Below are 13090 nucleotides of genomic sequence, written 5' to 3' on the forward strand. Positions count from 1 at the left end.
AGGAGGATGTATGGGGCCGCTGGTTCTGGATTGTCAGCAGGAAACGCTTTTACCAGAAGAAAAAGAAAAACTGGCGCACCCGGTTACGGGCGGGGTTATCCTGTTTAGCCGTAACTACGTCGATAAAGCACAGCTGGCAGCGCTGGTCGCGGACATTCGGAAGGCGGCAGGTAAACCTCTTCTCATCGCGGTGGATCATGAAGGTGGCCGGGTACAGCGTTTTCGACAGGGGTTTACAGCGTTACCTGCCATGGGCAATATTCTTAGTGAAGCAAAGGATCGCCAGCAGGCCCGGGAGCTGGCACACGCCTGTGGCGTCATTATGGCCTATGAGCTGAAAGCTCTGGATATTGACCTGAGTTTTGCGCCGGTGCTGGATCTCAATGGTGTGTCAGAGGTTATCAGGGATCGCGCTTTTTCAGACAATACCGACGAGGTGATTATGCTGGCAGATGCCCTTATCGACGGGCTGCATCTGTTAGCCATGCCCGCCACTGGCAAGCACTTTCCTGGTCACGGCAGTGTGCAGGCGGATTCGCACATTGATGTGCCCGTAGATGAGCGCGACTGGGACACGATTGAGCAACTCGACCTGAAAACCTTCTCGGCGCTGATCCGTGCAAATAAGCTCGATGCCATGATGCCTGCACATGTTGTCTACCCGCAAATTGATAACCAGCCCGCCGGGTTTTCTTCAATCTGGCTGCAGCAGATTTTACGACAGAAACTGTCGTTTAACGGGCTTATTTTCTCTGATGATCTGTCAATGGAAGGCGCACGTGTCGCCGGTGACTATCCTGCACGTGCCAGAGCGGCGCTTGACGCAGGTTGTGATATGCTGCTTGCCTGCAACAATCCGGCAGGGGCTGAAGCGATCCTGGACTCGCTGAGTCATCAGCATTGTGAACGCCTGCCTGCACTGTTACAGTGCCCTCTGCCTGACGCTGCAGGGCATCATTATAAGCAGGCAATACGCACCCTGAGTGCAGTCTGGCCCGAACTGGCCTGTCAACGGTGATGTTGCGAAGTCTTAACTGAGCCGTCACAGTAATGCGAGCATGGCGGCGATAAGCACTGCCGGACGACGAAACTTCCGGGGTAGTGCTTTTGAGGCGCGCGCCCCGCTTTGTTGCAGACGGTAACCTGTGGCGGGCAAGGTCTCTATATACAGGTGGTGGCTGTCCGGCACCCTCGCCAGAGATTTACGCAACCGGCAAACCGCATGATTGATCGTGTCTTCAGATACAAAGTTGTGCCCCCACAAGCAGGCCCGTATCTCTTCACGGGTCAGGGTATTGTCGGGCGCCTTCAGAAACTGCTGAAATAAGGCACCACACTGCTTGCTTAACAGATGTGGCGCGTGTCTGACGTGTGTGCTGACTTCACGGGTGCGGCTGTTATAAGTCAGACCGGCAAGCGAACGGCTGATGCTCATAATTCCCCCTAAGAGTGCAAGTGATTATTCCGACAACACCTCAGATGTAGCCGGGTGGTTAACCATACACAACGCGTTAATGTGCAGTACTGCTGGTACAGGTTTAAGTGTATTTTCAAATCTCAGATGGGTAAAAATAATAAGCGATAAACGACCATAAAGCACCGATAAGCGTGTCTGAAGTGATAACAGTGTGTAATGCTGGGACAGGCGGTATAGACCACGGGATAAGCGGTAAGGAGCTTTTTTCTGTCATGTAAATGTCAGCGCACTGTCATCGAATTCAATGGCGATGAGACGCACACTTAGGATGTGCAATCTGCACTTCATTTACGTTAGATAGCATGATCGCTTAAGGAGCTTCTCATGACGTCGTTCAAACACCGCATCACAACTATTGTTAAAACCGGTGCTGTGCTCACCACCCTTGCGTTTTCATCACATGCGCTCGCAGTCGACCCCTATGTAGAAAATATGCTGATAGGTTTTTGTAAGGCTTCGATGAGAAATGACGTGCTTGCACTTCACCGCAGTATTCGCAGCCACCGGATGGATTACGTGACAGTGGCTGACAAAGTAGTGTGTAACTCGCAGCCAATAATGAACTTTGCTATGCAATATGGCGCTGTCGATACCTACCGTTCGTTTGAGCGCCGCCTGCCATCAACCCTGCGCAAACGTATTGAAATTCGCGACATGTCCAGTATCTCTGAATCAGACGACGTCTGGGCGGTGACGTTTGACGTCGCGAACGACGTAGCGAAGTAATACTCTGTTGCCGGCGGTCAGGCCCGGGTATCGGCTACGCCGGCAGTAAAGTTGAGGTGGCGGGCAAGGGTATAAAGGTAATCTGACAGCCGGTTCAGGTACATCACCACCATGTCCGGCACGTCATGCTCTCGCCTGAGCGTGGTAATAGTGCGCTCGGCCCGTCGACAGACAGCCCTGCATACATGCGCCTGTGCAGCTGCCTGACAGCCGCCAGGCAAAATGAAATAGCTTTGCGGCGGCAACACGTCCTGCAATGTATCAATATGCTCTTCGAGTGTTGTGATACTGGCCTGACTCAGAGAGGATGACGCTGAAATAGCGAACCCAACCTGAAACAGGTTGCGCTGAATATTGGCCAGCAATTCACATTCGTCTTCGTGACAAAAGTTTGCCAGCAAGCCGAGGTGACTGTTGAGCTCATCAATATCACCATAGGCGGCCAGAAGCGTATTGTCTTTGTCTACGCGCATGGGTTTATCGACATAAACCTGAGTGGTGCCCTGATCGCCCTTGCGTGTGTAAATTTTCACTTAATCCTGCTCCTCTTCGGGTACTTCAGGTGGTCGATAACGCCGGATTTCGACGATCATGCCGAACAACGGGTGGTCAAAATAGTGCACCTGAGTACTGATTACCCGGCGTAATTGATCAAAAGGGACCGAAACCAGGCGATATGCGGGCGCGTCAGAGGTAGTATTGTCCTGGTTTAGCGGAACGGGCTGGCGGTAAAACAGCTCGCTGTCAATGTGCAGATACGGTACACGGTTGATATAACGCAGAAAGACTTTAAGGCCGCCGTCGATTTGCCATATTGGTGATTTGGCGCTCGTTTGTGCTGACTGTGCTGACTGTGCGCCTTGCTGCTGTCGGGGATCAGCGGCCATCATTACCTGGAAATCGATGGCATCAGGTGACGCCAGCCGCTGCTCAAGCACGTCAAACAGATCTTCCTGCTCAGAAAGTGCCGCATCACTGTCCTCAGAAACTGCGTCTGGTAACTGTTTGAGCTGATTACCTTTACTGTCAAAGGTATCGGCGTAATTCTTACCGGCAATAAGCCGCACTGATTTTGCATTGTCCCGACCGAAAACCACTTCCTGACGCCAGGTCGTGTGCAGCAACCGGGTAAGCCCACGGGTCTGGCGGATTTGCTGTGACAGATCAGTCAGAGAGCGGGCATTGCTGGGCAAAAGGTGAGGGAAGAGCACCATGGGCCATTCAACCCCATTTGGTGTGATAGGAACTTCATCCGGCATGGCCACGGCATAGGGATCAACCGCGTTTGTCCAGGCAGCGTTCTGATAGCCAAACCACTGTACAGGCGTGTGACAAAAGGACACGGCCGGGACCTCAATGTTGGTCTCGTCAGGGCCGTGAAATTCCAGCCACAAGCCGGCAATATCTGCTGCCGTCAGCGCGGTTTGCTGGTCGGCCTCGTGTATATCTGTGTGCGTATCAGCCGGGGAGGTGTCGGCAGCGGAATCTGACTCTGTTCCCTGCGACGTGCCGGTTAGTTCGGCAAGACGCTGCTCACCCTGTGCTAACGCCTCGACATCTTCAGATGCACGCGCAGCGTGTGGGGTGGTGTATTCAGTATCTGAGCCCGGCTGGGTTCCGGCGGCCTGTGCTGACTGTGGCAGACTGGCCTGGTATTGCCGGTAGTCTTCCAGAATGGTTTCAAGATCAGGCTGCGGTTGCCACAGTGGCGATGGTGGTGCATCGCAACGCGGCAAAGATTGTCTGATACGCCGAATATCAGGTGCCAGTGAGTCGGATATTAAATCCAGTTGCGCACGGTAGGGCGCCAGACTGTCAGCATACGTAAACTGTTCCTCAAGCTGTGTCAGGGCCTGATTTCGGTCAAACAGAATGACCTCAACATCAAACCACCACTTTTCCTGTGCGGCAACGTTTCCCGCTAGCAACAGCAATAATAAAGTGCCCACTCGCAGTTGTGGCATCTATCGCGTCTCCCTGGCAAATTCAGTTAGCATTTCATCAAGTAAAGCCAGTCGCGCGTCGCTGCTGTCGGTCTGTTTGACCACCCGCAGTTTCTGACTGCCCTCAAACTTATAGGTATCAGGTCGGGTTTGTACCAGCTTGATGATGTATCCCGGATCAACACGGGTATCTTCTTTAAATTCTATGGTGCCGCCCTGTGGTGACATATCGACTTTCAGGATCCCCAACTCTCTCGCTCTGAGCTTTTGCTGCGCAATGCTGATAAGGTTTTTGGCAGCATCGGGTAATAACCCAAACCGGTCAATACATTCGACCTGAAACTCATCGATTTCCTCTGCACTGTCACAGCTTGCCAGACGTTTGTAAAGCGACAAGCGGGTATTAACATCGCCGATGTAGTCTTCTGGTAACAGCGCTGGTATACGGATTTCAATGTCGGTCTGCGCCGATACCGCATCTGTCAGCGACGGCTCTTTGCCTTCTTTAAGTGCATTGACTGCCTGATCCAGCATGTCCATATACAGGCTGAAGCCAATGCTGGCGATCTGGCCCGACTGGTCATCACCAAGCAATTCACCGGCGCCACGAATTTCAAGGTCGTGTGTGGCAAGGGCAAAGCCCGCGCCCAAATCTTCAAGCTGAGAAATAGCGTCCAGGCGTTTGCTGGCATCCCGCGTCATTCGTTTCGGGTGAGGCGTCAGCAGATAGGCATAGGCCTGATGGTGCGAGCGGCCAACCCGGCCTCGTAACTGGTGAAGCTGAGCCAGACCCAGATGATCGGCGCGATCCATAATAATGGTATTGGCCGTGGGAACGTCGATGCCGGTTTCGATAATGGTGGTACACACCAGCACATTGTAACGCTGGTGGTAAAAGTCGCTCATCACCGATTCGAGTTCGCGCTCACGCATCTGGCCATGCCCCACTGCTACCCGTGCTTCCGGTACAATTTCCGTAATTTCCTCGGCGGTACGGGCAATGGTGTCAACTTCGTTGTGCAGGAAGTAGACCTGACCGCCGCGCAGGATTTCACGCATAATGGCTTCCCGGATGACCGCCTTATTGCGCTGCTGGACAAAGGTTTTTATCGACAAACGACGCGCCGGGGCCGTAGCAATAATCGACAGGTCGCGCATACCGGAAAGCGCCATATTCAGGGTGCGCGGGATGGGCGTGGCGGTCAGTGTGAGGATATCCACATCTGCACGCAGCGATTTCAGTTTTTCTTTCTGGCGAACGCCGAAGCGGTGTTCTTCATCGATGATCACCAACCCCAGATCGGCAAACTTTATATCGCCAGAGAGCAGTTTATGGGTGCCCACCACAATGTCGACTTTGCCATCGCTGATCCCTTCCATAACCGACTTTTGTGCTTTACCACTGACAAAACGGCTCATGACCTCAATGCGAAACGGCCAGTTAGCAAAGCGGTCTTTGAAGTTCTCAAAGTGTTGCTGGGCGAGCAGCGTGGTAGGTACCAGTATTGCCACCTGTTTACCCTGACTGGCTGCCAGGTATGCTGCGCGCATTGCGACTTCGGTTTTACCGAAACCTACATCGCCACAGACCAGACGGTCCATGGCCTGGGGCGAACCCATATCCTGGATCACCGCATTAATAGCCTGCATCTGATCCGGGGTTTCCTCAAACGGGAAGCTGTCGGCAAAGCGCTGGTACTCTTCCCATTCAATAGGGTAGGAATAGCCCGGTTTAGCGGCCCGGCGGGCATAAACATCCAGTAGTTCGGCAGCGACATCACGCACTTTTTCTGCGGCTTTCTGCTTGGCTTTTGACCAGGCATCAGAGCCCAGCGAATGCAGCGGCGCACTTTCAATATCGCCGCCGGTATAGCGGGAAATCAGGTGCAGTGAGGCTACAGGTACATACAGCTTGGATTGCCTGGCGTATTCAATACACAGGTATTCGGTGGTAACGCCACCGGCATCAAGGGTTTGCAAGCCGATATAGCGGCCGACACCGTGATCCAGATGCACCACCGGCTGGCCGACTGACAGTTCGGCAAGGTTACGGATAATGGCACTTTCATCGGTGCTGGTACGTTTATCCCGTAAACGCCGCTGACTGACTTTAAGCCCCAGCAGCTCGGTTTCAGTAATGAACAGCAGTTCACCTTCGCCGCTTTGCCAGCGAAAACTGTGCTCCACAAGCCCGACACTGATCCCCAGTGTTTCGTGACTTTGTAAAAAGCTGGCGAAACTCGTGGCCGGTGATGGCTTTATCCCGGCTTTAGCCAGAATAGCCAGCAGACTTTCCCGTCGGCCCTGGGTTTCTGCACAAAACAACACCTTGGCCCCGCGCGACTGGGCGTCACTGATCAGCGTTTGCAGGTGCGCAGCGGGCTGCTTCTTTTGCGGATTAATGGTGATGTCAGTGATAGCTTCACACTGCAGATTTGTCAGGCCCTGGCGTTCTTCCTGTGCATCGCTGTGCAGTGACACTCTCGGCCACTGCTTGATGTGCGCGAACAACTCTTCAATAGGTAAAAACAGTTCCCGCGGGCTTAGCAGCGGTCTGGCCAGGTTGTAGCGGTGCTGCTCATAGCGCTCTTCCACATCGGCCCAGAAAAACTCGCTGGCGTCCTTCACATCACCGTGCAGCAGAAGGGTGGTATCGGCATGCAGATAGTCAAATAACGTGGCAGTGTGCTCGAAAAAAAGTGGCAGGTAGTACTCAACACCGCTTGGCATAGTGCCTTTAGTGACCTGAGAAAACACTGATTCCTGGGCGTTACTGGCGTCAAAGCGGTCCAGAAACTGTTGCCTGAACAGCGACAGCGCGTCTTTGTCAGTAGGAAACTCCCGCGCTGGCAGCAAGCGGATTGCGTCCACCTGATCGGTGGAGCGCTGTGATTCGATATCGAAATAGCGGATCGTATCGACTTCATCGTCGAACAAATCGATTCTGAACGGCCGTTCGCTGCCCATTGGGAACAAATCGATAATGCTGCCGCGTACCGAGAACTCACTGTGGCCGGTAACCTGACTGACATGCAGATAACCTGCCTGTTCCAGATTGCGGCGAAACTGTTCTCTGTCCAGCGTATCGCCCCGATTCAGCATCAGCAGATGACCCGCAAGATAATGGGTGGGCGCAAGGCGTTGCATCAGGGTGTTGACCGGCACAATAAAAATACCGTCGCGTTGCTGACCAAACTGAAACAGGGTTTGTAGCCGCTGCGAAATAATATCCTGATGCGGCGAAAACGTATCGTAGGGCAGTGTTTCCCAGTCTGGAAAGAGCGTGATGTTAAGGTCGTCTGATGTGGCGAAAAAGGCCAGCTCTTTTTCCAGTTTGAGTGCCGACGGTGTGTCAGCCGTTACCAGTACCAATGGTCCTACGGACTGAGCAGCCGCCTGACTTATCGCCAGTGCCTGACTGCTACCCTGTAATTGCGCCCAGTGCTGATGGTCCTGATGCGTTGCCTGCTTTTTTGCCCCGGGCAGCGGCAGAGAAAGAATAGTCGCCGTCATGTTACCTGTCGTCGTGTTGGTCTTCAGAGCAAGCGCTGTGGCTAGGAGGACGGATCCTCTCTACGGGTTTGAGCCCGTTTGCGTAACTCCAGAGTTTGTAAATGCAGACTGGCGCGTACCAGTAACTCCTGATCCTGCTCTCTGATGCGATTGAAAATAAAGGCAATATGGTAGTCATTCCCGGCTTTCTCGCAAGCAATAACTTCTCCATAGCAGAAAATAGCGGCCGCCTCCTGGTCAAGAAACAACTTTATTTGTGCTGTTCTGCCCACTTCCAGGGCCGTCTGGCTGACAATGACCATGCCACCACCGCCAAATTTGTCAGTGGTGTAACGACAGTCTTCGTCATCCTGCTGATGCAAAATAAATGACATCATCAGGTCTATTTTACGGGCCTGGTGGTTGAGATAATCCGCTAAAGATTCGGCGTGGTCGCTTAAATGCCGCAGCGGTCTGAGGGCCTGAGCCTCAATACTGGCCATCTCACCGGCAATTCTGAAAGCATATGGCATGTGGGTGTCCAGGTCTTCGACAGCCGGCAAAGGCTCGGCGTCGCTTTGCAGTGACACATTCACATTCAGAGGGTGTCGCATCATGAAAAACTCGTCAAACTGAGCTTTTTTTTGCTCCAGTGTCATATTTTCCATGTTTTTCTCCTGCCACCTATTTCTTGTACGGCCAGTAGCTTACACGTAGACTACGCGTTTTACTATGCTGCATCAGTTGCGGTTGGTCGCCACGTATTGCCTGGCTGATACCGCCTGCCTTACTTGTTTAATTGGTTATTACATGTTTCAACCCACCTCTGCTTTTATTGCGCTTCGTTACGCCACGGCGGGAAAACATAATAGTTTTGTCGCCTTCATCAACCGGTTTTCGGTTGCGGGGATTGCGCTGGGACTGGCCGCACTCATCGTAATTGTGTCAGTGATGAACGGGTTTGAGTCGCAACTAAAGCAGCGGGTTCTGGGTGTGGTGCCACACATTGTTGCCAGCACGCCACCTGATCAGATACGGCAACAAGCCATTCCCGGATTACGCGCCGCGATGGCCTACCGCGAGGCAGAAGGCGTGGTGCAGTCCCGGCGGGGCTTGCGGGGAATTCAGCTACAAGGCATAGAGACGGCGCAAATGCGTGAGCATGCTATGGTTACGCAGACAGTAGAAGCCGGGCAGTTTTCGCACATCGAGCCCGGCAGCTTTGTAGTAGCCATTGGCCGGGCACTGGCGGTGCAACTGGAGATACGGGTGGGTGACCGGCTCCGGGTACTTATCGCCGATGCCAGTGTTTATACGCCCTTTGGTCGGATGCCAAGTCAGCGCCTGGTTACAGTGGGCGCCATCTTTGATATGCGCTCGCAAATGGACGATAAAGTGATTTATCTGCATGAGGATGATTTGCGCCGTTTGTTGCGAAAGCCGGAATCCGAACAGCCTGCGACGCGATTGTTTTTAAACGATGCGTTTAACTACCAGCAGGCCATGGCCGTGCTGGAAGATAACAAGATTGAGGCGATAAGCTGGCGCAGCCGCCAGGGTCCATTGTTCGATGCCGTTAAAATGGAAAAGAACATGATGTTTTTAATGCTGGTGCTGATAATTGCTGTTGCCGCCTTCAACATTGTATCTGCACTGGTGATGGTGGTATCGGAAAAACAGGGCGACATTGCTATTTTGCAGACACAGGGAATGCATCTGTCCGGGATACGCTGGGTGTTTATTTGCAACGGGGTATTTAATGGTGTGAAAGGCGCGTTGATTGGACTGGTGCTGGGTCTGGTTCTGACCACCCAGTTAAACCCCTTACTGAGCGTGTTAAACGTACCGCTGGCGTTGTCAGCAGATGGCCGGGGGGTGCCGGTAGTGCTGCAGATTGACCAGGTGGTGCTGGTGACAACATTGTCGCTGGTGCTGTGTCTGCTTGCCAGCCTGTATCCGGCGATGCGGGCGACCCGAATCGCGCCGGCTGTCGCCTTGCAAAACGATTAAATGGCAGGGCAGGGTGCTGACAGCGCAGTCCTGAATTGAGGACGAGATTTAGCCGTGCAAATACAGCGGAAATTCACTATACTCCCCGTCCTTATTTTTCAGGCCAGTGGGACGATATGAAAAAGAACTTTATAACCTCGCCATCACTTCTTCAGGATGCCTTTCGTCTGGCGTCCAAGGTTTACGAAGACGGCTTTCGTCCGGATTTCATCGTCGGGATCTGGCGCGGCGGTGCACCTATCGGTATTGCTGTGCAGGAGTTTTTCGAGTTTAAGGATGTGTCGACGGATCATATCGCGGTACGTACATCTTCGTACTACGGCATCAATCAGCAATCCAAAGAGATCCGTGTACACGGTCTGCATTATCTGGTTGAGAATGCTAACGCCGACGACAAACTGCTGATTGTTGATGATGTGTTTGACAGTGGCAGAAGTGTAGAGGCACTGATTGCGCAGGTTGAAAAACTAATGCGCCTGAACCTTCCTACCGATATTCGTATTGCCTGCCCCTGGTACAAGCCTGCGAACAATAAAACCGACATCGTGCCCGATTACTACATCAATGAGAGTGATGAGTGGCTGGTTTTCCCCCATGAAATTACCGGCTTAAGCGAAGAAGAAATTCGTGAAGGGAAACAGGAATTAAACGGTGTGATGGACCTGCTGTTCGACAGCGCTAAGTAACATCTGCCCGGCAGTTTATACATGCCGGGTAAACTGCAGACGAGGCCATGACGCCTCGTCCGTTGTAAGCGTCAGCCTTCGCCTAAAGCGAAACCAACCCCCGCTGCGGCATGCAGTGCCGTTGTATCATAGAGCGGGATATCGGTGTGGCTGGCATCCAGCAGCAATGCAATTTCTGTACAGCCAAGCACCATCGCTTGTGCACCTTCGGTCTGCAGGCGGGTAATTATTTCCAGATACCGCTGACGTGAGGCTTCACGCAGTATGCCCTGACACAGTTCCTCAAAAATGATGCGATGTACATCATCCTGCTCCTGAGGGTTGGGTACAATGACATCAATCCCCTGTTGCACAAGGCGCGTTTTATAAAACGTTTCCTGCATCGTAAATCGCGTACCTAACAAGCCGATACATGTACGCGCATCTGCATGCAATGCCGCTGACAGGCTGTCAGCGATATGCAGCAGTGGAACAGAGACCGCAGCTGCCAGCTCATCTGCCACTTTGTGCATGGTATTAGTACACAGCAAAATAGCCTGCGCGCCAGCGTTTTCAAGCGTCTGGGCCTGCGTACTCAGTAATTTTGCAGCGCCTGCCCAGTCGTTATTGCGCTGCATATTTGCTACCTGTTCAAAGTTGACACTGCTTAGCAACAGCCTGGCAGACGTTAGCCCGCCGCAGCGCGCCTGAATGCCGCGATTGATAAGCGCATAGTAACTGGCGGTGGACTCCCAGCTCATGCCACCAACAAGGCCCAGTGTACGTAATTCGACTGATGCCGCGTTAACTGACATGACCGGCTCCCGTGGCAGGCTCAGACCACACAGCAAATTCATTGCCGGAAGGGCAGGTGAAATGAAAGCGGCGGCCACCAGGAAAATCAAAGATAGGTTTGATTATCTGTCCGCCAGCCGCCCTCACCGCGTCGCGTGTCTCTTCAAGCTGATTGCTGTAAAGCACGACCAGTGCACTGCCTGCATCGGCACGCATGCAGGTATCGGCAAGGTAGAAGCCGCCGTCGATGCCGGCCTCTTCAAGTGCAGTATAGCTGTCACCATAATCGACAAACTGCCAGTTAAACACCGATGAAAAAAAGGTTTTGGTCTGTGCCAAATCCTGCGAGGGCATTTCGATATAATTAATCTTGTGTGACTCGGGCATCACTGCGCTTCCTTAAAGCAGTCGGGAACAGTTACGGTAAGCGGGCAAGCGGCACTTTTTGCTGAGCCATGCCAACCGCATTTACGATTTATCAATGTAGAACTTATCGTGGAAGGTGTATACCCATTGAGGCTTATATATCGTGAGGACTGTCATGGTCATACCATTTAACAGTGCTTCGGGAAACAGTAGCAGCGGAATAAGCAGCATGTAATTATCACTGATGGTTCGCCAGGGGTAGATGCCGTCTGCAAAGTAGTAGCCTCCGAGCAGGGCGACTTTTAAGGCAATACTGATGGCGCCGGGGAAAAAGGCGCAGACAAAAATATAGACAAACAGGTTGCGCGGGATGCGGTGAAACGACACCATATAAATCAGATAGGTCACGCCGATAGGAACGCTGATACCCAGCAACGCATTGACCCCAAACATGCTCCAGCTTTCAAACCCTGCAGCTGTGATCCCGACGAGTGAAAGTGATGCGGTTAAGAACGCATAACGCACCCCCAAAATCAGGGTAACGGCACTCAGCCACAAAAAGTGAATATCCAGCCCGTCAAAAATCCCGGCCCGGAACAGCCACAGCACAAACAGTGTTACGCCGGTGCCAAACACCAGATGCTGACGCTGTTTGCTGGCGACAAAATCTCGCAGGCCGAGAGTGCGCAGGCTCCAGGTAAGGAGGCACAGATAAAGGAGTAGTCCGCTTAGCTGAAGCCCGCTCATGGTGATTTACAGCGTCAGGTTAAAGCGCGACCAGATGGGCGCATGATCAGAGGGCTTTTCAATGCCACGCAGTTCGTAGTCGATACCTGCGTCCTCCAGCGTCTCACTGACAGTACGGGTGGCCAGAATATGGTCGATTCGCAGGCCTCGGTTATCGTCAAACCCCCGTGAACGGTAGTCAAACCAGGAATAGGTATCATCGTTGTCAGGATGAAGCTGACGATAACTGTCGGTCAGCCCCCAGTCGTACAGGCGCTGATACCACTCGCGTTCCTCCGGCAGGAAACTGCATTTACCGGTGCGAAGCCAGCGCTTTCGATTTGGCTCGCCAATACCGATATCGCGGTCCGCCGGTGAAATATTCATATCCCCCATGATGATCAGGTTATCGTCAGGCGAATGGTGGGTGTCCAGATACGACATCAGATCAGCGTAAAATTTCCGCTTGGCAGGAAACTTCGTCTCATGATCTTTGTTCTCTCCTTGCGGAAAATAGCCGTTCAGCAGGGTCAGATCATTACCACTGGCGTCAGTAAGGGTAAGCATGATCATGCGACGCTGGGCATCCTCATCATCGGTAGGGTAGCCATAGCTCACCTGTTTGGGAGTATGCTTGCTCAAAAAGGCAACCCCATAGTGGGCTTTCTGACCGTGATAATAAACCTGGTAGCCCATGGCCTCTACAGCATCTACAGGGAACTGCTCATTATGGACCTTGGTCTCCTGCAGGCCGATAACATCCGGCGCATGTTTTTCTATCATCGCTTCAAGCTGGTGCAGGCGGGCGCGAATGCCATTAATATTAAAAGAAATAACTTTCATTGAAGTACATCGTTTGCGTATTTGGGCGTAATCCTAGCAGATGTGCG

13 protein-coding genes are annotated in these 13090 nt (G+C 52.7%); 4 read left to right on the forward strand and 9 right to left on the reverse strand.

From position 1 onward, the window contains the following. The first annotated feature begins 10 nt into the window (after positions 1 to 10). Positions 11 to 1018, forward strand: coding sequence for a beta-N-acetylhexosaminidase (nagZ, locus tag IE054_RS03260; RefSeq protein ID WP_189403625.1), 1008 nt, complete (start codon positions 11 to 13; stop codon positions 1016 to 1018). A 24-nt stretch (positions 1019 to 1042) separates the two neighbouring features. Here nagZ and IE054_RS03265 read toward each other — a convergent pair whose 3' ends face one another. Further along, a complete protein-coding gene (locus IE054_RS03265; protein ID WP_189403626.1) occupies positions 1043 to 1435 on the reverse strand; it encodes a winged helix-turn-helix domain-containing protein in 393 nt (130 codons plus the stop codon). 366 nt (positions 1436 to 1801) lie between these two features. Here IE054_RS03265 and IE054_RS03270 point away from each other — a divergent pair, with 366 nt between their 5' ends. After that, positions 1802 to 2203: a DUF3718 domain-containing protein gene (locus IE054_RS03270; RefSeq protein ID WP_189403627.1), complete on the forward strand. Its 402-nt coding sequence runs from the start codon at positions 1802 to 1804 to the stop codon at positions 2201 to 2203. Positions 2204 to 2220: 17 nt separating this feature from the next. Here IE054_RS03270 and IE054_RS03275 read toward each other — a convergent pair whose 3' ends face one another. Genes IE054_RS03275 through IE054_RS03290 form a run of 4 tightly spaced genes read right to left on the reverse strand, consistent with a single transcriptional unit; the run spans position 2221 to position 8306 of the window. After that, positions 2221 to 2736: a cob(I)yrinic acid a,c-diamide adenosyltransferase gene (locus IE054_RS03275; protein ID WP_189403628.1), complete on the reverse strand. Its 516-nt coding sequence runs from the start codon at positions 2734 to 2736 to the stop codon at positions 2221 to 2223. Continuing rightward, positions 2737 to 4167, reverse strand: a complete 1431-nt coding sequence (locus IE054_RS03280; protein ID WP_189403629.1) for a CsiV family protein — start codon at positions 4165 to 4167, stop codon at positions 2737 to 2739. Beyond that, a complete protein-coding gene (gene mfd / locus IE054_RS03285) occupies positions 4168 to 7659 on the reverse strand; it encodes a transcription-repair coupling factor (protein WP_189403630.1) in 3492 nt (1163 codons plus the stop codon). Positions 7660 to 7700: 41 nt separating this feature from the next. Further along, entirely contained in the window at positions 7701 to 8306 is a 606-nt protein-coding gene (locus IE054_RS03290; protein WP_189403631.1) for a PilZ domain-containing protein, read from the reverse strand. Between the two features lie 142 nt (positions 8307 to 8448). Between IE054_RS03290 and IE054_RS03295 the strand changes: the two genes are divergently transcribed. Further along, positions 8449 to 9648, forward strand: coding sequence for a lipoprotein-releasing ABC transporter permease subunit (locus tag IE054_RS03295; RefSeq protein ID WP_189403632.1), 1200 nt, complete (start codon positions 8449 to 8451; stop codon positions 9646 to 9648). Positions 9649 to 9764: 116 nt separating this feature from the next. Beyond that, positions 9765 to 10334 carry a phosphoribosyltransferase gene (locus IE054_RS03300; RefSeq protein WP_189403633.1) on the forward strand — a complete coding sequence of 190 codons (570 nt, stop codon included), beginning with the start codon at positions 9765 to 9767 and terminating at the stop codon, positions 10332 to 10334. Positions 10335 to 10405: 71 nt separating this feature from the next. Here IE054_RS03300 and IE054_RS03305 read toward each other — a convergent pair whose 3' ends face one another. From IE054_RS03305 to xthA, 4 genes are all read right to left on the reverse strand, one after another. Then, a complete protein-coding gene (locus tag IE054_RS03305) occupies positions 10406 to 11128 on the reverse strand; it encodes an aspartate/glutamate racemase family protein (protein ID WP_189403634.1) in 723 nt (240 codons plus the stop codon). Then, positions 11118 to 11495, reverse strand: coding sequence for a VOC family protein (locus tag IE054_RS03310; protein WP_189403635.1), 378 nt, complete (start codon positions 11493 to 11495; stop codon positions 11118 to 11120). The genes IE054_RS03305 and IE054_RS03310 overlap by 11 nt, the downstream gene beginning before the upstream one ends. A gap of 81 nt (positions 11496 to 11576) precedes the next feature. Next, entirely contained in the window at positions 11577 to 12221 is a 645-nt protein-coding gene (locus IE054_RS03315; protein ID WP_189403636.1) for an energy-coupling factor ABC transporter permease, read from the reverse strand. A 6-nt stretch (positions 12222 to 12227) separates the two neighbouring features. Then, positions 12228 to 13043: an exodeoxyribonuclease III gene (gene xthA / locus IE054_RS03320; RefSeq protein WP_189403637.1), complete on the reverse strand. Its 816-nt coding sequence runs from the start codon at positions 13041 to 13043 to the stop codon at positions 12228 to 12230. Positions 13044 to 13090: the final 47 nt, after the last annotated feature.

Source organism: Alteromonas halophila (assembly GCF_014651815.1).
Taxonomy (GTDB): domain Bacteria; phylum Pseudomonadota; class Gammaproteobacteria; order Enterobacterales; family Alteromonadaceae; genus Alteromonas; species Alteromonas halophila.